This window comes from Paraburkholderia bannensis NBRC 103871 (assembly GCF_000685015.1).
Lineage (GTDB): Bacteria > Pseudomonadota > Gammaproteobacteria > Burkholderiales > Burkholderiaceae > Paraburkholderia > Paraburkholderia bannensis.
On record NZ_BAYA01000055.1, the window covers coordinates 13156 to 34373 of the forward strand.

Genomic DNA, 21218 nt, shown 5'->3' on the forward strand with positions numbered 1-21218 from the left:
AACTCAATGTTTCGCAACTGCGCATTGTTTCCGGGACGCAATCAGGCGTTATCGATTTCCGGCTTAGCCAGAGAAAAGCGAACCTCGTCCGCCGTCTGTTGAAATGGGACTCGCCTGTAGCGGGTTGTGAACGGTTCCACTCCCCCCACCCGGCTTTTCCCAGTCCGCACACTTCTCAAGAATCTGTCCCGTCGTCACGTTCTCAATCACCCCGGACTTGATGCTGATATACGATCCGCCCGCACCGAGCCAGATTTCCTTTGCCGCCGTGATGACGACGCGACCGTTCGAGCTTTCGACCGTCACATCCTCGAGACCCGCCATCGTTATCGGGCCGCTCTGCGCCTGAATGCTCACCGGCCCTTTCGCCGCAAACACCTTGATTCCAAGGTTTTGCGCAAACAGGCTGATCTTGTCCATCACGCTCGCGAGCAGCGATTTGCCCGCGCCGATGTTGACGTTGTTGCCCGAAACCAGATTGACGTGCCTGTTTGCAGCGACATGCACCGATTGCTGCGACGAGGCAGCGATGCCGTCCGGGCTCGATAGCAGCATCACCGGCTTCGCGAAACCATTTGCGTTTCCCGTGCCGCCACCGGCCGTGCGCCCCCCGTTGGCCGTTGTGCCTGCAACCGACTGCTGGGTCGCATCGGTGAAGGTCTTCAACGCATCATGGCCGTCCTGCAGGCTTTCGGCCTGGTTCGTCTGGCTTGATTTCGATACGGTGTCCAGCAAAGCTTCAGCGGCCGCGAGCTGCTCCGTCGCCGCCGCGACATTCATCGGCTGGGCGCTCGTGGGCTGCGTCGACACGTACAGTCCCTGCTCCGCGCGCACGGCGCCGTATGCGCCCGATTTCAGGTCGAACCCCCGCCCGAGAAACGAACCTCGCGAGTTGTCCGTGTGGTCAACGAGATAGCCCAGATGGAGGTGCGAGGCAAAGCTTGTCGTGTAAAGATGAACGCGGTTCTGGCCGCTCGAATCGTCGAGCACCAGCTGGTTGTAGCCGTCGCCGCCGAACTCACGCGAACGGAATCCGGACAACACGCCGTTTGTGTTCCACACCGGCATCGTCTCGCCACCATGCAGGCGTGAAATGACCACGGGCATATCGCAGTCACCGTTCACGAATGCGACAAGCACCTGGTCGCCCTTGCGCAGCGGGAAATAGCCACCCCGCTTCGATCCTGCATCTGGCATCGCTGCCCGGATCCACGCCGATGCCTTCTCGTTGCGATCCTTGCGGCTGTAGGTCATCCACACCCGGACGCGATTGCCCTCGTCGGTGGTAACTTCCTCGTTCTCAGCCGTCGCCACGATGCCGGTCTGGACATGCATTTCCGGCTTGCGATGTTCGAACGGGCTACGGAAAGGCACGCGGCGGCGCTGCGCCTCGATTTCCACCTGGATGAACCCCACGCTGCCGTCCGCATGGCGCACGTCCGTTCCGCCCTGCGCGTTCTTCGCCTGCTCGACGGCCGCGCGCAGGCTCTTCGGGAACCGCGCGAGCGTTTCCATGCCGGGCATGTTGTTCTGGATCAGCCAGTCGCTGGCGATAATCGCCAGCTCGCGATCCTGCCCGGGAAGTTTGTCGAATTCCGGATGGCCGCTAAGCGTGAACCAGTAGCCCGGCAACGCATAACGCGGACTGCCGACGGCAAAGTAACGTTTGGCGCGTGAGGCCCATTCTTCGGTCCTGATTCGCGCCTGCAGTTCGCCTTGGTCCGAGCCGCCCCAACTCTGCGAGCCGGCGTAGAGATAGTCTTCACCCTGCGCAGGCAGTTCGTCGGTGTCCGCGGCTGGCGTGCTGACCTGCTTGGGCAGATCCGGCCGTTTATAGTCGACGCTCGCGAGTGTGAGCGTCGCGCTCTGCACTTCCTGCTGCTCACCCAGCTGGGTGATCCCGTCGAACTCTTCATTCGTACCGGCGCGGCTGAATTTCAGCTCTTTCTGGGGAAGTTGCGGCGCAAAGTAGAGGTCATCAGAGATCACTACGGTGTGCGATTTGCCGTCGGCCGCAAAGTCGAACCTTGCAAATACGCCCACTTCTTCCAGACTGCGATGGACGAAATTCCAGTCTGTCTCCCACTGGACGCGGTTCGAATACGACCGGATCGGCGAACGCAGGTCGAAGGTGAAATGGCCCTGCGCCTGTGGATGCTTCGCGAACACATCTGACAGGACATCGCGACCGGTCGCTTCCTGCCAGTCCCGGCGATCACTGCTGAGCTTGAGGAAGCTCAGCCATGAAGAAAAATGGAGCTGAAAATACGTCACCCCGCCGTCGCTGCCAATGCGCAGCGCGCGCTGCACATAACCATGGATTGGCAGGTAATGACCATCAGACTGCCTGATCCAGAGCGTGACGGGTTGCAGCATCAATGCGCTGAGTTTGATCTGGTCATCGAATGTCGATGCCGCATCGACCGTCACCTCGAAATTACGTCCGAGTCTGGCGTTGATCCTGATATAAAGCGGAATCAGCCAGTCCTTGCCAAGTGGCGTATCGAGTTTTGCGAGACGGTCGAGTTGCGCGTATCCGGTGCGCAGCGCGCTGTCCAGCATCCCAGAAGCCATGGTGTTCCCCGTTCGGACGTAAATGCAACGTCGCCGCTCGTCATCGAAAGAGTGGATACGTGCTTTGTTCGGTGATAGAGTAAATCTGACCGGAAATTAAAGAATCGGTAAAATTGCCAATCCGTGAACTCATGCCGGTCTTTAATTCGCGAATAATATCAAAGCCATTCTGCGCTCGCACCATGAGAGAATGAGTTTTCTAATTATTATCAGCGACGATCCGGATTTAATGCGGGATGTGTTTTCAAAATACTTTCATTGCGAGCATTCTTCCCATCGCGGATTCCCGCCTCGCTTTTAACCGTCCTTCCATTCAACCCGTGATGCGATTCGCATGACAACGCGCGCTGAACGATTTGCAAGAGTTCGGGCCTATCTGGCCGCCGACGGATTTACCCTGCTGGAAAGCGCCTGGCGCGGCGTGTCGGAGCAGCACCGATACCGTTGCGCGCACGGCCATGTTGCTTCCCAGTCCGGAGCGAGCCTGATGCGTCGTTTGCGGGGGCAACGGGATACGCTGGTCTGTGAGCGTTGCTGGACAGCGCAAACACTGGAGCGCCTGCACGAGACCGCGAGGGCAGCGGGGGGCGAATGTCTGAGCAGGCGATACCGCGGCAAGTCGGCGAAATACCGCCTGCGGTGCGCTGCCGGTCACCGGTTCGAGGCCTCGGCTGCATCCGTGCTGGATGGGCATTGGTGCGCGCGATGCTCAGCGCACAAGCGGGCGGAGAAGCGCCGACGTCAGGGCGGGCTGAAGCCGATCCAGGATCGCGCGCGGCAACGCGGTGGCGAATGCCTGTCCGATGTCTATAACGGCAGGACGGCGAAGTACCGGTTTCGCTGTGGCCAGGGCCATGAATGGGAAGTGGCCGGCATCGAGATCATGCGAAAGGCCTGGTGCCCGCGGTGTTTCTTCGAGCGCAGGCGTCGGCCCAACGGCATGGCTGAACTTCAGCAGGCGGCGAAGGACCGCGGCGGCGTGTGCCTGTCGGACAGCTACATCGGCGTCAAACACGAATACGGGTTCAGGTGCAGGCACGGGCACGAGTGGTTCATGCGTGGTGCCCAGATACTCGCCGGCGGCTGGTGTGCCACGTGCAGGCGCAACGAGCGGCAGACGCGCGGCCTGCAAAGCATGCGGGCGCTCGCGAACGCGCGCGGCGGTAGCTGTCTTTCGGATGCCTACATCGACAACGGAACGAAGCTCGAGTGGGAGTGTGCAAAGGGCCATCGCTGGTGGTCACGGCCCCGCCAGATCACATCCGGCAACTGGTGCGCGCAATGTCACTTTCACTCGCAGATCACAACCGAACCAACGCGCCGGCAGCGGCGGTACGAAACTGCCAGGATGCCGTGTAATCCCTGAAGTTTCGCAAGCCGTGGCGTACCGGCGACGGACGTCCCGGGAAGGCACTTGCGAAAGATCAGGGAAAACCCTAGAATTGGTTTGTCTCCTCCATGTCTCCTCCTGATATGGATTCAGCCCGCCCGAGTTGGTGGGCTTTTTCTTTTCCAGAGCACGTTTTCCGCGGTGCGACTGTCAGGCACCCGACCCAAACCCGACCCGATCCTCACCGACGCGCAACGAGACGCACCAGTTCGTCGCGCATCTCCGAAATATCCAGCACATGCTGCGCGCGCGTCAGCGCGACATAAAGCAGCCGGATTTCATCATCGTCCGGCACGGGACTGCCATCGGCGCCGCGAAAGCGAAAGTCGTTCGCCACCCTCACCCGCTTCCACTCCAGCCCCTTGGCCCGATGCACCGTGGAAATCACGTAGTCTGCCGGCTGGCCGGAAGCACTGTGCTGCGCGAGCGCTCGCAGATAGCCGGTTCCGAGCTCGTCGACGATCTGCACCAGCGGCAGCAGATCCTGGCCGAAGGGCGTGCGCGCGAACGCCTGCGCATCGGCCCAGTTCTCAAACAGGGAAAACGCCGCGGGCTTGAATGCGCGCTGCCCGGCGAGCAGAAGATCCGCGCCATCGGCGAACGCGGTAATTTCCAGCGGACTCATGCGAATGGCCGGCCGGTGGCCCGCTTCAAGTCCCGCTGCCAGTTGCCAGATCGCCGTCACGTTCTTGCGGCACAGCACCGCATCGACCGGCGGCGCGAGCGAAGGATCCTCGACCAGCATCGAGCCGATGGCGTTCTGCCCGCGCAGCGGCACCGGCTCGCCCAGGCGCGCAAGCAGTCGGCTCGCCAGCGCCGCGATGGTCGAGCCGAACCGGAACGATTCGGTGAGTGCGCATTCGAGGGCAGCAATCTGCGACATCGCGTTGACGGCGCCCCGCCACTCATAGATCTGCTGATACGGGTCGCCCACGTAAATCACCTGTGCGTGGCGTTGCTGGGCAAGCACCGACAGCATGACGGCGTCGCTGTCCTGCGCCTCGTCGAACAGGATATAGTCGGCCTCGATACGAGGCCCGGACATCGCCCACAGCTTGAGCACCACGTCCGGTGACACGGCGCTGCGCGAGACCGGCGCCGCACATTCCTCCCACAGCCGGCGAACCGCGGGCAACAACCAGGCTCGCAGTTCAGCGCTGAATGCCTCGTCAAGCTTCTCATCGACCACCAGGTGGTGCACGCCCGGCTCCGCGTCGGCCGAACGGCAGAAGCGTCCCAGCGCGTCGGCAATCAGACGGCCCGTCTCGAACGGCAGGAGTTCGGCCCGACGACCGGTCACCGTGCGTGCCTCGATCGGCCCAATGCCGAAACGCGCGGCCAGCACATGGGGCGGCTCGGGTTCCAGACTGCCCCGGTTCCTGAGCGCCGCACTGACTGCCGCCCAGGCATGGGCGTGCATGGTGCGCGAGGCAACGTGCGCCGGAAACCGGCGCGCGGCGGCGTCTGCGATGGCGCGATTGAATGCGAGGTAGAGGCCGCGACGCCCCTCAAGCCCCTGTGCGATCAGCCCGAGAGTCGAGGTCTTGCCTGCCCCCGCGTACGCCTTGATCTTGAGGTTGCCGCCGCGCCGGGCAGCCTCCAGTGCGACTGTCTGTTCCGCCGTCGGCGCGAATGCTCCGGTCATGCGGATCCGACCACCATGCGCGGCTTGGCCAGTAAGGCATCACGCTCGGCGGCCCGGGTCGCGCCCTCGCCGTCGACGCCGTCTCGCGCGTTCATTTCGCCCCAGGCAATCTGCTGCTCAGACGTCATGACCGCCAGGGCGTTACGGATGATGTGATGAGCCGCCCGCAGTTCATAGATGAGCAGGCCTTTCTCGGCCTGCAGCGTGGCCATTTCGAGTTCCGTCGGGTCGATCGGCATTGCGGTTCCTTCAGGGCAAAGACGAATGCGGAATTCTCGCACGGCCCTGCGCGCAGGGAACGGCACGTTTTCTGCTCGCGCGTCAGTCATGGCGCAGGATCGCGAACCTGCTAACCTGAACTGGCGGGGCACGGATTGCCCGCCGCGTCACATTTCTGTCTGGAGCCTGCTCCACCCCTCGAGGAAGCAGCCATGGCCGCCGCCCGATCCATTGCCTCCCTTTCGTTGAGCTTCGGCCTCGTGTCGATACCCGTGCGCCTGTTCAGCGCGACGGAAAGCTCCGCCACGATCCGGTTCCACCTGCTCGCGCCCGACGGCTCCCGCCTCGAACAGCAGTACGTGTCCAAAAGCACGGGCAAGAAGGTCGAGCGGGCGGAAATGACCAAGGGCTACGAATTCGAGAAGGGGAAATTTGTGGTCTTCACGCCGGACGAACTCAAGGCGCTCGAAGAAAGCCCCAGCCACCTCGTCGAGATCGTGGCGTTTGTGCCCGACAAGGCGGTCGATCCGCTCTACTACGACAAGGCGTACTTCATCGCGCCGGACAAACGCGGCGGCAAGCCGTATAGCCTGCTGCAACGCGCGCTTCAGGCGAGTGGCCGCTGCGCGCTTGCCAGCTGGAACAACAAGGGCAAGACCTGCATGGTCCAGATCCGCGCGACGGACGACGGGATGGTGTTCCAGCAGCTGTTGTGGAGCGCGGAAGTCCGCTCGCTCAAGGATCTCGACATCGAACATGCCCCGGTTTCCGCTGCCGAGCTGAAGCTTGCTCTTCAGATCATTGCGCAGGGCGAGTCTGACAGTTACGACCCCGACCAGTATGAAAACGTCGAGCAAAAGCGTGTTCTCGCGGCGATCGACGCAAAGATCGAGGGGCAGCAGATTGTCGCGCCAGCAGAAGAAAGCGCGCCCTCTGGTGGCCAGGTCATCGACCTCATGGACGCGTTGCGGGCAAGCTTGACCGGCGGCGCAAAAAAGAAGGCTTCCGGAGGCAGGGCCACGGTCGCGGAGGTGTCGCCCCTTCCTGCCGCGAAGCGCACCCGCGCGGTCAAACGCGCCGAAGTGCCCCCAGCAGCCGCCCCGGCTAAACGGGCCCGAAAGTAATGCGCAACGCCCCTGTTCACGGATACTCGATCCGGGATCTGCAATCCCTGCTGGGCATCTCACGCAGGGTGCTGTCGAGCCTGGTCAATGCCGGCTTCGTCACGCCGACACGCGGACACCGGAACGAACTGCGCTTCTCCTTCCGCGATGTCGTTTTGCTTCGCACAGCCTATCAACTGAAGGCGGCGAGAATTCCGGGGCGCCGGATATTACGCGCACTGGCGCGACTGAAGAGCGAGCTACCCGACAGCACACCGCTTTCGGGCCTTCGGATTAGCGCGGTCGGCGACACGATCGCCGTGCGCACGGGCGCAACCCAGTGGGACGCAAACTCCGGGCAACTGCTGCTGGATTTCGGCGATTCCGGCAATCCCGAAACCCGGAATCCCGTCAGCCGGATGGACACTTCACAGGCCGCTCTTCAGGATCGCGCGAGGCAGGCGGCGAACTGGTTCGAGGATGCAGAAAGGCTGCACGAGATCAATCCCAGGGGCGCGGAGCGCGCGTACCGAAAGGCCATCGCGCTTTCGCCGCAGCCGCACTATCACGCGTACGCGAACCTCGGTGCGCTGCTCGCCAGCAGTGACGATCGTTGCGCGGATGCGCTGACGGTCTTCGAAGAGGCGCTGACGCATTTCGAGGATGCAGAGCTGTTGCATTACAACCGCGCGGTGCTGCTTGAACAGGCGGGCCAGTTGCGCGAGGCTGCGCGCGGCTATCTGCGCTGCCTCGAGCTGAACCCTCATAGCGAAGATGCGGCCTTCGGCCATGCCTCGATGCTCGAACAATTTGGCGAATTCAACGCCGCTGCACTGGCCTGCATCCGCTGCCTTCAGATCAACCCGAACCACGACGAAGCCATGCGTCACCTGGAGGCGTTGATGGGCAAGCTCAAGGGTGATGCACGCGCAGTCATCCGGCAACTGAGTGCATGGCGACGCTCGTCGTAAATGTTCCGGCGCCGCGCGCGAAAAAAAGTGCCGGCGTCGGCCGGCACAAAAGTCGCACTTCATCGGGGTTGAAGCGCGACGGGGTAAATCATGAAGATCCGTCACAACGTGAATCAGGACATCCAGTCATGACGCTAAGCCAACGCATCGCTGCGATCAATCTCGCAAATACCTATGGCGAACTGCGTGACGCAATGGATGGCGCATGGGAGGAAGCCATCGCCGGGCACCCGGAGATCGAAGGGTGCGCGCCACTCCAGAACAGCCTGGACAACGGCATGTACGATCACGCACTGGCGGCCCTCGCGCATCTCGCGGGTACGTCCGGCGCAACTTACCCCGATCTTCACGACGTGCTCGCTGCGGCTTCGCGGCGAACAGCACATATAAGCGGGTCGTCCACATCGGACGCGGGCCACTGACGAACTGTCCCGCGAGTACGCACGGAATACGGTATCGGGCTGCCGGTGAGGAGCGGCGCGCTATCTGAGACGCTTCGTTGCCACTGCCAGCGTCTGGGCTGTCGACCAGTATTCGGCCCATGGATCCGTCGGCTGAAAGCTCAGGTACTCGCGCGCCGTCTGCACGTTCCACTGGGCACCGCCTTTGAGTTCAGGCAGTTGCTCCCACGCTACGGGCATCGACACGCCCATGCCCGCCCTCGCCCGCGCAGAAAACGCGGCCGCCGTCGTCTGGCCGATTCCGTTGCGCAGATAGTCGGCGTAGACCTTGCCGATCCGGTTCGATGGCCCCGATGTCGCCGAGAAGCGCTGGGGGATGGTCTGTGCGAGATGCCGGACAAACTTCTGCGAAAACGCTTTCACCGCGTCGTATCCCAGACGCGGCGCGAGCGGCACGACGATATGCAGGCCCTTGCCTCCGCTCGTCTTCAGCCACGCTTTCAGTTCAAGCTCGCCGAGCAGCGTCTGCACCAGCAGCGTCGCTTCCTGAACATGCGCCCACTTCACGCCCTCGCCCGGGTCAAGGTCGAAAATCACCCTGTCAGGACGCTCGATGCGTGCGACCGTCGAGTTCCAGGTATGAAATTCGACGGTGTTCATCTGGGCCGCCGACAGCAGTGCTTCGGCCGTATCGATCGAAAGCAGCGCAGGATGTTCGAGCCACAACCGGCGATCGTGCAACGTCACGCCCGGCATGGCGGTTCGCTCGGCGTGTTTCTGGAAGAATAGTTCGCCGCTGATCCCCGATGGCGCGCGCACCAGCGCCACGGGCCTGTCCTTAAGGTGCGGCAGGATGCGCTCGGCCACGCTCGCGTAATAGTGAACGAGGTCGGCCTTGGTGATCGCCGCCGTTGCATCGACGACCCGCTCCGGGTGGGTGATCCTCAACGAGGGCGGCAGTACCGGCGCGCTCGTCTTGCCGCCCTCCCGCACAACCGCCGTCGCCGGCTTGTCCAGGCGCAGTCCCTTGAACGATGCCTGGCGCACGACGCCGTCCGCTGTCCACCCGGCGAACGCCACTTCGGCAACCAGCCGCGGCTCGACCCACCGCTGTGTGCCTGTGGCGCGGCGCGACCAGCGGCGTGCCTTCGCCGCGGTGACGTCGAACGGCGACGACTGGATTTCCAGCGGGGCGAGGCGATCCCAATATGTCGCGCGCGGTGCGGGAATCCCAGCCGGTGCCGACGCTGCCCGCGTCATGCAGCTTCCCCGCATCGTCGTAATAGCCCAGCTGGAGGCTGCCGATCTCGCCGTCCTTGCTCCCGCGGGCAGTAAAGCCGCAGATGACCAGCTCCTGGCGCAGACGCGCCTTGGCCTTCAGCCACGACTGTGTGCGCCCCGATTCGTACGGCGCATCGCGTCGCTTGAGCATCAGCCCTTCGAGTCCCAGACTGGCGGCGGCCTCGAACACCGCCGCGGCGGGCGCGTCGAACGCCTCGCTCAGGCGCAGATGCTCGCCCGCGTTTTCCAGTACCTCCGAGAGCCGCGCGCGGCGCGCCCACAGCGGCACCTTCCGGAGATCCATACCGTCGACAAACATCAGGTCGAACAGGAAATAGACGATGTCCTGACTGGTGCGCGCGTCCATCGCGTTCTGGAGTGCAGAAAAGCTCGGCAGGCCGTTCTTCAGCATGACGATCTCGCCATCCAGCCACGCCCCCGGGAGCGCCAGCGCCTTGAGTTCGTCGACGAGCACGGGAAAACGCGCCGCCCAGTCATGACCGCCGCGCGTAAGGAGCCGAACGTCCCCCTTCTCGATCCGGGCGAGAAGCCGGTAGCCGTCGAGCTTCGTCTCGGTAATCCAGTCGCCGGCCGTTGGTAACGACGACGCCAGCGTCGCAAGCTGCGGCTCGAGCTTCGCGGGAAGCGGCGCGCGCACGGCCGCAGAAAGGTCTGCGGGTGCCGGGTCGGCGGATTCAGATACTGGTATCTTCGGCTCCCGCTCTTCAAGCAGTCCCAACGGATGCGCGACGACGCTATCTGGCAGCGCCTTGACGACGTCGTACCCGGAAAGCGGTCTTGCCCATTCGTCGCGCTTCTTGAACAGGAGCCATTGGTCTTGCCGGTCGCCCGGTTTGGCGATTCGAACCAGCTCCCAGAGGCCCGCGAGCTTTTCGCCATGAAGGCGGAAAACGAGTTTTCCCGATTTCATGCCGCCTTCTGGATCGCCCTGCGGCTCCCAGGTGCCCCGGTCCCAGACAATGACGGTGCCCGCGCCATACTATTTTTCGGGGATGGTGCCCTCAAAGCTGGCGTAGTCGAGGGGATGATCCTCCACATGCACCGCCATGCGCTTGACCTTCGGGTCGAAGCACGGCCCCTTCGGTACCGCCCAGGACAGCAGCACGCCATCGGCTTCGAGCCGGAAGTCGTAGTGCAGGTGGCTCGCCCAGTGTTTCTGGATCACAAAGGACGGCGCCGCGCGTCGACCGCGCGCCGTTTTTTTGGGGGCGACAGGCTCGGGCGTGGCGTCGAAGTTTCGCCTGCGTGAGTATCGGGCGAGCGGGCCGTCGCGATCGGCTGCAGCGTCGGTCGCCGTAGACCGAGAAGAAGCGCGCCTGATTGTGCCCATCACTCAGTCCTCGGGGCCGAGTCCGCTGTGCCCGGGCGAATAAGTCGTCCCGTTGCGCAGTTCAAAAGGCGTCCCCTTGTCACTACCGGTCGACTGGCAATGCGCTGCCGTAAGGCACGTCATCCCGCAGGAACGCTCTTCGTCGCACACGTGAACGACCCGGAAGATTCCGCTCACTTTCACGATCTCGTCTCGCTGGCGTTGTTTCGGACAGGTTTGCTTTCGAGGCTGCAACACGCGCTTGCGAGACGCAAGGCGTGTGCCGCAACTGTCGGCCGCGGCATAACTCTCAAGCCAGTTGAGTGAATGCGACCTTCAACCTGCTGGCGAGCACGGCAGGCAGACGGTGAAGCGGGTACCGTTTTCTGAGGAGGCAACCCCTATCGTCCCCTGGTGCGCGCTAGCAATGCAGCGGCAAATGTACAGACCTAGCCCCATGCCAGCCGCTGTACCACGCCGATCGGACGGGCCAGCACGGGTTAGCGGGTCGAACAGCGTGGGCAGCGCGCGTTCCGGGATCGGGTTGCCTTCGTTCGATACGGCCAGTGTCATTTGGCCATCATGACCGGCGGCTTCGACAACTATGGAACCTGTTCCGTAGCGAACAGCATTCGTCAGCAGATTGACCAGCAGCTGGCTGAGCTGGCTGCCATCCCACCTACCCCGGAGTTCCCCGGCCAAACGCAGCTCGATATCAGCGTTCGGGTAGGACGCGCGCACTTCGTCTGCCGCATCGCGACAGATCCGCCCCATATCCTGCGCAGTGAAACTGACCGGCAGCGCGTCGCCCAGCCGCGTGCGCGTAAAGATGAGCAGATCGTCAATCATCTGTTTCATCCGCAAGGCGCCACGCTGAACAAAGGCCACCGCCCTGGCGCCGGCAGAGGAAAGACCCTCGTCATGCAAGACTACTTCGGCGGCATTCAGCATTGCGCCCATCGGGGAGCGCAGGTCATGAGCGAGTACGCCGGCGAACAGGTCGCGGATACGCTCAGTGCGCTGTGCGTAGTGGCGTACCGACTCGGCGAGCACCTGATCGATCGCCTCGTTGAACCGGATCATCTCCTGGAACGCCGCACCGGAGGACGACGTTTTCCCCCAGCGGCGCAGCACGGTGGCGCGCAGCGAGCCGAACTCCGCAACCACATCGTTGATGCTGAAGCCGTGCGAGAGGCGATCCTCCGCATGCAGACGCGCGACCCGGTTGAAAGCGGAATTTGGCTCGACCTTGTCGCCGCGCGATTTAGCTTCCTGCTGCGCGTCGCTCTGCGTCTCGCGCATGTCCGTCGCAATCGCGGTCAGGATGTCAGCCGCCGAATTACGCAACTGGCTTTCGGTCAGCTGGGTATCGTCCTGACCGAGCGAGAGCGCATAACCGGCCCAGTCGTCAATCAGGCCGGATAAATCTGATTCGATGAAATCGGCGAGGCTCATGCAGTTCTCCGGTATGAGTGTTGCGCCTATACGAAAAACCGGTGCCGGGACAACCGGGCGCGCAGCCAGTTGCCAGTCTAATCGAACCCCATATGCGGTTTACTTTATGGAAAATTATCCACATGCCAGCGATGGACGTTGCTCTGGTTGTCCGCCCGATAAGCCTTGTTCCAGGGTCGCCCTTGACGAGATCTCGCGCACCTTTTGGATTTGTTACGAGAAAATCCGTTAGTCCGTTCGCAGGATTGTGTGCCGCTTGTGGGTCGGACCAGAGGAACGAGTTCAACTGATCGAGTGTGACTCTGGCACGCGACGCGTCGCCCCAGAAAGCCTCCCGGATGATGTGAACGTCGTTGCCCGCCCAAGCAACGTTGCAGGTCGGGAACGCAAGCAGCGCGAAGATAACGCGCATTTTGTTCTAACTACCCATCCAGGAATGTTCGGCTTGTCGACGGTCCAGGGCCGATGCCTCTCGACAGACGGCTCCAGGCCCGCGATCTGTCTGTAGCAATTGGCATACGCGGCTTCAATCTTCCAGGGTTCCGATCGGCCTGATACGAACTACTTCGGCTTATCCATGGCGGATTCCACCATACGATTGTTGCGATGCAGCACTTTGGCCGGTAAACTGGATCTCCGAACCTGCAAAATATGAGGACAGCTATGTCCACGCCGCAGTGCTCAATCGACGGAAGGCCGCCCAAACTTCACGTTTTCTTCGAGGATGCCGCGTGGCATTGGGCTATCTGCGTGCCTCGCGAGCGCGGATGCGGATTTCAGGTAGTCGCTTACAACGAAAAGGGCTATGCGTCCGAAAGCGAAGCGATGTCAGACGGCAGCGTCGCGCTGGGCCGCATTGCTTACATAGCTGTAGCGAAGTCACGCGACGAAACCGGAACTGCTTTCCGCTCAGTCGCCCAAGATCGCAGGCGATAAACTCGCCGCGCCGGTATCGGCGCTCCCGGAGATCGTGTCCGTGACCTCAGAGATCCTTTCCCCGCGCAAATACCCATCGCATTCCGCCCCGAGCGCCCCGCCTGCGCGCGATGGCTTCGGCTGTTCGCTGGAGCGGCTCACGCTGAGCCAGCACCTGGATGCGGGCGAATTGAGCCTTCACCGCAAACATGCCCGCGATCGCATCTTCGGCCAGGTCGAGACGCCAGCGGAGGATCGCGGCTTTCTGGTCGGCGTGTCGCTGCAAGGCGGCCACCGGCGGCGCATCATGCGCAACGGCGCGGCGAGCGCGCACGACTTCGGCGAACACGCGCTTTATGTGCGCGATTTCGATGACAACTATCGCGCCGACCTGTCCGGCTCGTTCGACTTCGTGCTCGTGGAGGTGCCGCGCGCGTGGCTGGAGCGCCTGGGCGCCGATGCTTCGCGCCACCGCGTGATGGGGCTCTCGCGCGTGACCGGCCAGCGCGACGACGTGTTCGGCCATCTCGCCCGCGCGCTGCTGCCCGCCTTCGACCATCCCGAAGCGCACAGTCCGCTCTTTCTCGAACAGATCGGCCTGGCAATGGGTCAACATCTGGTCGCGCGCTACGGCGGCGTGAGTGGAGGCGCGGCCCAGCGGCACGCGACGCTGTCGCGCTGGCAGGAAGCGCGCGCCAAGGAGCTGCTGCTCGACGGCGCGGGCGCGCCTCCGGGCATTTCAGTCAAAGCGATCGCCGCCGAATGCCGTCTGTCTGCGAGCTACTTCATCCGTGCGTTTCGCGGCTCGACGGGCTACACGCCATATCAGTGGCAACTCGCACAACGCATCGCCCAGGCGCAGGGCATGCTCGCACACACGACCCTCACGCTCATCGAAATCGCCAACGCCTGTGGTTTCTCCGACCAGCCGCATTTCACTCGCGTTTTTTCGAAAGCAGTCGGCACCGCGCCCGGCACTTGGCGGCGCCAGAACTCAACAATGAATCGCCCGTCGTTGTGAGCTGCAAACTCCCTTCGCGGTTGGTTCGACGCAAGCGGATTCGGAAATTGAAGATGCGTTCGGCAACAACGCGAGCGGCAATGTTCCACCACTCTCGCCGCTCCTGCCGACGCCCCCCCGGCCTCGCATTCTCCTGAGCGCCATGACGAAAGACCAACTGCTCGCCTGGGCTAACGACCCGCGCCGCCAGGACACCTTGCCCTTTGGCCTGTTCGAGCCCGCCTATCAGAAAGGCATAGTCGGCGCCGCGCTCGTCGTGCGCGGCGTGGTCTATTTCAAAAACGGATTTTCCGAGTCCGTTCGCGACGCGTTAGTCCAGTGCTACCAGCGCTATATCGACGCAATTTCGACCTATGAAGAACTGATCGCGAAGGCCAGCAGCAACACGCCGGTCAACGTTTCGCCGATGGAGTGGTTCTACGCCGATGACGAAGCGCCAGTGGCTTTCCCTAAAACCAAGGGCTTCCCGGAACTCGCCAGGCGCATATCGGCCACCGAATCTCTGTCGTGCGCGACAACGAGTGCAGACCACAAGCTCGCCACCGGATTCTTTGAGCACTCGGTACTTTGCGCAAGCGAACGGGAAGCAGGATTCGGGCGTAGTCTCGACGCGGTCAGCTTCAGCGTTCCGCGGCAATTTCTAAAGTTCTGCCCCGGCGTCTTTGAGACCCTGTTCGCGGCGTTTGTGACGAGTTTGCCGACCGTCCACGGCCACGGAGGCTATGCAGTGAACGTCCCAACCGAACGAGGCAAGCGAATATTTTTGGGCCGGCCGGTACGGCCCAGGACTCGACGTGGGGGATCCAATGCGCGTCGATGTCATCGATCTGACCGACCGCATTAAGACGGTCGACTGGCTCACCGTGATTGATGCGGAGCTCGTGCGACGGGTCGGCGGCGCGAGCCAGTTGTCGTTGCCGCCCGACTGGTTTCGCAAGACACCCCTCGGAGATGGCGGCCTGATCATTCAGGCGGGCGTCGAACCGCAGACTGGCGTTGCAACTGGCCAGGGCGAGTCGCCTGCACCGCCTCCCGCCTATGTCCTTTTGAATACAGCGTTGCACCCGATCGTTGCCCAGACGATTGCCAGCCTTCAGGACGGGACGGTTAGCAGCACAAAGCCGTTGCTCAGCACAACCGTGGCAACCGAGGCCTGGCTGCAAAGACTTTCTGTCGCCCCTGAGAAGCTCAACGCGTATTGGATTGAGTTGCACAAGACGGCGAAGCTTCCTCCGCTTACACGCTGACGGTTGATAAAGGGCGACGTAAACCAACGCCCCGCTCCGTTGCTACGTCGACTGCGGCCACGACTGAGGGGCACAAGCCCGACCAGCATCTGCGGCTGCAGCGGCGGTGTCGCGCCGAGTCCGTGCCTCTACCAGAGAGCGCTTAAATGACCCGTTCTGGCTTCGGAGACACAGCCTTTTCGAAGCCGTTCATCGTAGACCGTAATAAAAGTGACACCGTTGCGACGATAAATGTCTCACAACGCGGCGGGCACCCGGCCCGGTGCCGAAAGATTAGCGCTGACGCGACCCAGCAAGCACATCGCCGCTCTCTGCGAACTTCCGATATCGACCCAAATCGGGCATACGCGCTCGTTCCGGCACGACGGCTGGTTTCGAGTGCGCAACCGCCGTTCAAGAAGACAAGCGAAGCGCGGCAGCGGTCTTTAGGTGAGTCCGTAGCGGGAGAGAGTTGATTGCGATCGAAGTCGATTGCAGCCGATGCGCTGAAACACCTTTGATAAGTGCGTATGAGCAAGCCAGCGTGCGGAGGCGCTACCCCCAAAGTTTGTAGCGCCAGCGATGTGCCCTGACCGCTCTAATCTGCGGTGATCAGGGAGACCTCAAGCGTTTTGTTATCGCGCCACTCTGTTGTAGCTTTTTTTCATAACAGCCGCAACGCCAAACAAGCCGCAAAGTCGCCGAGCAGACTGTAAGCCCTTTCACAAACAGCCCACACAGTCATTGCGAATCAAATGCCTAGCAGTTTTTAGGGCACGACCTCCTGTTTCCGACGCCGCGCTGCGTCAGCCCTCCTCAGGCGGGACGATACGGATCGGGCGCGTCCCGATCTTGGCACCGGTCACTTCATCCACAGCCACTGCCTTGATTTCTGTTCCGTTCTCGGCATCAAAGAAGCGGATCAGTTTGCCTCCGCCTCGGTGCTGGCGCCCCCATGCGCCAATGATGAAAAGCACGGGCAGGAAATCGCGGCCGGCCTCGGTCAGCAAGTACTCCTCGCGAGGCGGATGCTCCGAGTAGCGCCGTTTCTCCAGCAATCCCTCCTCCGTCAGCATCGCCAATCGCCGGGTCAGCATGGTCGGCGCAATGCCGAGGCTTTTCCGGAACTGATCGAAGCGCGTCAGGCCGCCATGGGCGTCGCGCAGGATCAGGAGACACCACGCGTCACCCGCGAAAGCCACGCTGCGCGCGATAGGGCACGGCTCGTCAGAAATATTTTTGCAGTTCATATCATTTTGATAGTGACTAACTTTTAAATTGGTAGTATTGTTCGTATCGAAATGATATTAACACCTCGACGACAAGCGATCCACCCGGCACGGAGACTTCATTGATGGGCAAGAACACGATCGGTATCCCCGTGGCGACAAGCGCCACTTCAGGCATCGACGGCGCCGCAGCAGGGGCTCGGAAGGGTGCTCCCGTCGATGCGCCAGTGCGGCAGTTGGGCGCGGTGAGATGGAAAGACGCGCCGACCCGGAGGATTGATGTTAGCGGGGTGCCCTTCGTCTATCGGGAACTCGGCACCGATGCTGGTGTGCCGGTGGTCTTCTTGCATCACTTGATGGCCGTGCTCGATGACTGGGACCCGCGTGTCATCGACGGCATCGCCGCATGGCACCGGGTTATCGCCTTCGACAACCGCGGCGTCGGTGCTTCGGGTGGCTCGGTGCCGCATACCGTCGAGGAAATGGGGCGGGACGCTATCGCCTTCATTCGGGCATTGGGCCTCGAGAAGGTCGATCTGCTCGGCTTCTCGATGGGCGGGGCCGTTGCGCAGATGGTCGCTTTGCAGGCGCCCGAGCTCGTGCGCCGGATCGTGCTCGCGGGAACCGGGCCCCGCGGCGGCGGCGGGATCGACAGGATCAACCGGATTGCGGCCCTGGCGTATGTCAAAGCGGCACTGACACTGAGCGACCCGAGGAACTTCCTGTTCTTCCCCCGTAACCCCGAAGGAAAGCGCGCCGCGGAAGACTATTTCTCGCGCCTGAAGGAGCGCACGGAAAACCGGGACAAGCCCATTTCCCTGCAGGCGCGAATCGCGCAGTTGAAGGCAATCAAGAACGCGGGCCTCAGCGCCCCCGACGATCTCTCGGCGATCACCCACCCCGTTTTTGTCGCGAATGGAGACTGTGACCTCATGGTTGATAGCAGCCTGTCGGTCGACATGGCTCGCCGCCTGCCGAATGCCCAGCTCACGATCTACCTGGATTCCGGGCACGGGGGGGTGTTTCAGCACCACCGCGCCTTTGTGCCTGCGGTGCTGGACTTCCTCGCTGACTAATCTCGTCAAACGGGAATGAAAGACCGGAAATGAAAAACCAAACCATGAAAGCACTCACCTTCAAACGCTATGGCAAGTCGCCCGAAATTGGGTTTGCCGATGTTCCACGCCCCACGCTGAAAGGCGACGAGATCCTGGTACAGGTCCGCGCCGTCGGCCTCAACCCGATCGACAATATGATCCCGACCGGGATGTTCAAACCCGTTCTGCATTTCCGGCTTCCGGCCACGCTAGGCAGTGATCTGGCAGGTGTCGTGACTGAGGTCGGGAGCAAGGTGACGCGCTTCAAGCCTGGTGACGCCGTTTTCGCCAGCATCTTCGACCTGGGCACCGGCTCGCTTGCCGAATTCGCGGTGGTACCGGAAAGCGCTGCCGCGCCGAAGCCGATCAATCTTGACTTCGTGCAAGCCGCCTCGATCCCAATGGTCGGGCTCACCTCATGGCAAGCGCTGAAGGAACGCCTCAAGCTGCGCTCCGGCCAGAAGATGTTCATCCCTGCGGGGTCGGGTGGTATCGGCACTTTCGCGATTCAACTCGCGAAGTACTTTGGGGCGAAGGTGGGGACCACCACCAGCACGGGCAACGTCGAGTTGGTCGGCAGCCTCGGCGCGGATGAGATCATCGACTACAAGAAGCAGGAATTCGAGAGAGTGCTGCGCGACTACGACGCGGTGCTAGGCACGGTGCGTGGGGATGCGATCGAGAAATCTCTCGACATCCTTAAGCCTGGCAGCCAGATCGTCTCCATCGTGGGCCCGCTGGACGCGGCATTCGCGCGAGCCAAGCGGCTGAACTTTGTCCTCAGGTTCGTGTTCGGCCTGATGAGCCGCAAGATCGTGCGCCTTGCTCGGAAGCGTGACGTCTCCTACCTGTTTCACTTCGTGCGCCCCGATGGCGCGCAGCTCAACGAAATCGGTCGTCTCCTCGAGGCGGAGCACATCCGCCCGGTGATCGACAAGGTGTTTCCATTCGAGCAGGCAAAGGAAGCGCTTGATTACCTTGCCCAAGGGCGATCCAGGGGCAAGGTCGTGGTCCAGATGTGATGCCCCCCGTATTGACTCCCCCAACCAGAACGACCCACGCAAAGGAAACCCCCATGGCCACCCTTCCGACCGTCCTCATCACCGGCGCCTCCAGCGGCATCGGCGCCACTTACGCTGAGCGTTTTGCCCGCCGTGGCCATGACCTTATTCTTGCTGCGCGCGACAAGTCGCGCCTGGATAGCTTGGCAGCACGCCTGCGCGCAGAGAGCAATGTGGCCGTCGAGGTGCTGCAGGCCGACCTGACAAACCCCGCCGATCTGTCCGCACTCGAGACCCGGCTGCGGGACGACGCGAAAATCGGCGTCCTGATCAACAACGCCGGCATGGCGCAATCAGGTGGCTTCCTGACGCAATCCGCAGAGGCCGTCCAAAGTCTAATCACGCTCAATGTCACCGCGCTGACGCGGCTCGCCGCTGCGGTCGCGCCGCGCTTCGCGCAGACTGGCACGGGCGCGATCGTCAACATCGGCTCGGTGGTGGGGTTCGCGCCCGAGTTCGGCATGTCGATCTACGGCGCCACCAAGGCCTTCGTGCTCTTTCTGTCACAGGGCCTGAACTTGGAGCTGTCATCCAGAGGTGTCTACGTGCAAGCCGTGTTGCCGGCGTCGACCCGTACCGAGATCTGGGCGCGCGCCGGCATCGACGTCAACACCCTGCCCGAGGTGATGGAAGTGGGTGAGTTGGTCGATGCCGCACTGGTCGGCTTCGACCGTCGCGAGTTGGTCACCATCCCGCCGCTGCACGTGGCCGAGCGCTGGGATGCGCTGGAAGCCGCGCGCCAGGGGCTGATGTCGGACCTTCGACAAGCCCATGCGGCCGAGCGCTATCAACTACAAGCCTGAGCACTCGTCGCCATCCCAGCATGACCTTTGCATATAAGAGAACCTCATGAGCAGCACACTATTTTCCCCCACCCAACTCGGCAGTCTGTCGCTGAAAAATCGCATCGTCATGGCACCACTGACGCGCAGCCGCGCCATTGGCAACATGCCCAATGCGCTGATGGTGCAGTACTACCGCCAGCGCGCGCAGGCCGGTCTGATCATCACCGAAGGCACCTCGCCCTCACCCAACGGTCTGGGTTACGCGCGCATTCCCGGACTCTTCAACGAAGCGCATGCACAGGGATGGCGTCACGTGACCGATGGCGTCCATCAGGCCGGCGGCAGGGTCTTTGTGCAATTGATGCACACCGGACGCGTCACGCACCCGGCAAACCTGCCGCCCGGTGCCCGCATCCTTGCTCCCTCGGCGGTCGCTCTGCCCGGCGATATGTGGACCGATGCGCATGGCATGCAACCGCATCCGGTGCCGCAGGCAATGAGTGAAGCGGATATTGCCGAGAGCATTGCCGAATATGCGGCCTCGGCCAGACTGGCCATGCAGGCGGGCTTCGACGGCGTCGAGTTGCATGCCGCGAACGGCTACCTGATCGACCAGTTCCTCAACACCGCCTCTAATCGGCGCGATGATCGCTGGGGTGGCTCGGTCGAGAACCGCATCCGCTTCGCAGTCGAAGTCGCGAAAGCCACCGTCGCCGCCATTGGCGCCGAGCGCGTCGGAATGCGTATCTCGCCCTATGGCGTATTTAACGCTATGGCGCCGGACGCAGAAATGGACGCTCTGTACCTCGGCCTGATCGAGGCGCTGAATGCGCTGCGACTGCTCTATATCCACATCGTAGATCACAGCGCCATGGGCGCGCCTGAAGTCAGTCCGGCGCTGAAAGCAGACATTCGCGCTGCCTTCAAAGGACATTACATTCTTTCCGGCGGCTATGAACGTGCACGTGCCGACGCAGACCTCAACGCGCAACGTGGCGACCTGGTGGCTTTCGGACGCCCGTTCATCTCGAATCCAGACCTTGTATCCAAATTAAAGTCAGGCCGGGAACTGGTATCACCTGACGCCTCGACCTTCTATACGCCGGGAGAAAAAGGCTACACCGACTATTGATGAAAGCGTGAGGCTGAAGTCGCATTTCTCCGAATCGCTAACGATCGGCGAGATGCGCATTAGCTCGCAGCCCCAAACGGATATAGAAAAAACACGCTCCTTTATTGATCTGCATGTTGGTTTTTCCGAACAGCGGATTTCAACAGAGTTTGGATTGTCGACGTGCCCAAAAGCTCTATCGAGCCCAAGGCTATTGCTGGGGAGGCCGACGGAAATTTCGTCGTGCTCAACCACGGAAAGACTTAGATCCGTGACCCTAGAAGGAAACTGGCGGCGTTGACGAGAGTCCATTGTCCGAGGTGAAGCGGTCGGTCAAATATTCAGTTGTCTCTAACCACGAACGACCGTTCCTGGCCGAGGGTGTGTCAAAACCCGCGCGATCG

General features: G+C 62.2%; 15 protein-coding genes and 2 pseudogenes. 10 read left to right on the forward strand and 7 right to left on the reverse strand.

What is annotated here, in order from left to right; genetic code table 11:
* Window positions 1–63: 63 nt before the first annotated feature.
* Complete coding sequence (locus BBA01S_RS37925; protein WP_027820957.1) at window positions 64–2574, reverse strand: type VI secretion system Vgr family protein; 2511 nt, start codon at window positions 2572–2574, stop codon at window positions 64–66.
* Between the two features lie 334 nt (window positions 2575–2908).
* Here BBA01S_RS37925 and BBA01S_RS37930 point away from each other — a divergent pair, with 334 nt between their 5' ends.
* Window positions 2909–3940: a hypothetical protein gene (locus BBA01S_RS37930; protein WP_042298567.1), complete on the forward strand. Its 1032-nt coding sequence runs from the start codon at window positions 2909–2911 to the stop codon at window positions 3938–3940.
* A gap of 205 nt (window positions 3941–4145) precedes the next feature.
* Here BBA01S_RS37930 and BBA01S_RS37935 read toward each other — a convergent pair whose 3' ends face one another.
* Both BBA01S_RS37935 and BBA01S_RS37940 read right to left on the reverse strand, forming a co-directional pair.
* Window positions 4146–5609 (reverse strand): UvrD-helicase domain-containing protein, encoded by a 1464-nt coding sequence (locus tag BBA01S_RS37935; protein WP_027820959.1) that lies wholly within the window; start codon window positions 5607–5609, stop codon window positions 4146–4148.
* Window positions 5606–5848, reverse strand: a complete 243-nt coding sequence (locus tag BBA01S_RS37940) for a hypothetical protein (protein WP_027820960.1) — start codon at window positions 5846–5848, stop codon at window positions 5606–5608. Before BBA01S_RS37940 ends, BBA01S_RS37935 begins: the two co-directional genes overlap by 4 nt.
* Before the next feature lie 192 nt (window positions 5849–6040).
* Between BBA01S_RS37940 and ku the strand changes: the two genes are divergently transcribed.
* From ku to BBA01S_RS37955, 3 genes are read left to right on the forward strand one after another with little or no spacing between them, the layout of a single operon-like run.
* On the forward strand, window positions 6041–6952 hold the full coding sequence (gene ku, locus BBA01S_RS37945) for a non-homologous end joining protein Ku (protein WP_027820961.1): 912 nt from the start codon (window positions 6041–6043) through the stop codon (window positions 6950–6952).
* Window positions 6952–7902 carry a MerR family transcriptional regulator gene (locus BBA01S_RS37950; protein ID WP_027820962.1) on the forward strand — a complete coding sequence of 317 codons (951 nt, stop codon included), beginning with the start codon at window positions 6952–6954 and terminating at the stop codon, window positions 7900–7902. The genes ku and BBA01S_RS37950 overlap by 1 nt, the downstream gene beginning before the upstream one ends.
* Window positions 7884–8324 (forward strand): hypothetical protein, encoded by a 441-nt coding sequence (locus BBA01S_RS37955; protein ID WP_156966258.1) that lies wholly within the window; start codon window positions 7884–7886, stop codon window positions 8322–8324. The genes BBA01S_RS37950 and BBA01S_RS37955 overlap by 19 nt, the downstream gene beginning before the upstream one ends.
* Before the next feature lie 60 nt (window positions 8325–8384).
* Here BBA01S_RS37955 and ligD read toward each other — a convergent pair whose 3' ends face one another.
* The 3 genes and pseudogenes from ligD to BBA01S_RS37965 all read right to left on the reverse strand — a co-directional run bounded on the left by ligD (window position 8385) and on the right by BBA01S_RS37965 (window position 12369).
* Window positions 8385–9578 carry a DNA ligase D gene (ligD, locus tag BBA01S_RS48775; RefSeq protein WP_322787854.1) on the reverse strand — a complete coding sequence of 398 codons (1194 nt, stop codon included), beginning with the start codon at window positions 9576–9578 and terminating at the stop codon, window positions 8385–8387.
* Window positions 9565–10935 (reverse strand): annotated as a pseudogene (locus tag BBA01S_RS48780) (DNA polymerase ligase N-terminal domain-containing protein); the annotation flags it as partial. The pseudogene BBA01S_RS48780 and the gene ligD, both read right to left, overlap by 14 nt.
* Window positions 10936–11250: 315 nt before the next feature.
* Entirely contained in the window at window positions 11251–12369 is a 1119-nt protein-coding gene (locus tag BBA01S_RS37965; protein WP_027820964.1) for a sensor histidine kinase, read from the reverse strand.
* A 976-nt stretch (window positions 12370–13345) separates the two neighbouring features.
* Here BBA01S_RS37965 and BBA01S_RS37970 point away from each other — a divergent pair.
* Window positions 13346–14305, forward strand: coding sequence for a helix-turn-helix domain-containing protein (locus BBA01S_RS37970; protein ID WP_156966259.1), 960 nt, complete (start codon window positions 13346–13348; stop codon window positions 14303–14305).
* A 142-nt stretch (window positions 14306–14447) separates the two neighbouring features.
* A pseudogene (locus tag BBA01S_RS44700) lies at window positions 14448–15552 on the forward strand (type VI immunity family protein).
* Between the two features lie 785 nt (window positions 15553–16337).
* Here the strand turns inward: BBA01S_RS44700 and BBA01S_RS37980 are convergent.
* Complete coding sequence (locus tag BBA01S_RS37980) at window positions 16338–16781, reverse strand: winged helix-turn-helix transcriptional regulator (protein WP_027820966.1); 444 nt, start codon at window positions 16779–16781, stop codon at window positions 16338–16340.
* 104 nt (window positions 16782–16885) lie between these two features.
* Between BBA01S_RS37980 and BBA01S_RS37985 the strand changes: the two genes are divergently transcribed.
* Genes BBA01S_RS37985 through BBA01S_RS38000 form a run of 4 tightly spaced genes read left to right on the forward strand, consistent with a single transcriptional unit; the run spans window position 16886 to window position 20835 of the window.
* Window positions 16886–17836: an alpha/beta fold hydrolase gene (locus tag BBA01S_RS37985; protein ID WP_084162797.1), complete on the forward strand. Its 951-nt coding sequence runs from the start codon at window positions 16886–16888 to the stop codon at window positions 17834–17836.
* 44 nt (window positions 17837–17880) lie between these two features.
* Window positions 17881–18879: an NADP-dependent oxidoreductase gene (locus tag BBA01S_RS37990; protein WP_027820968.1), complete on the forward strand. Its 999-nt coding sequence runs from the start codon at window positions 17881–17883 to the stop codon at window positions 18877–18879.
* A 53-nt stretch (window positions 18880–18932) separates the two neighbouring features.
* A complete protein-coding gene (locus tag BBA01S_RS37995) occupies window positions 18933–19721 on the forward strand; it encodes an SDR family NAD(P)-dependent oxidoreductase (RefSeq protein ID WP_027820969.1) in 789 nt (262 codons plus the stop codon).
* A 46-nt stretch (window positions 19722–19767) separates the two neighbouring features.
* Complete coding sequence (locus tag BBA01S_RS38000; RefSeq protein WP_027820970.1) at window positions 19768–20835, forward strand: alkene reductase; 1068 nt, start codon at window positions 19768–19770, stop codon at window positions 20833–20835.
* Window positions 20836–21218: the final 383 nt, after the last annotated feature.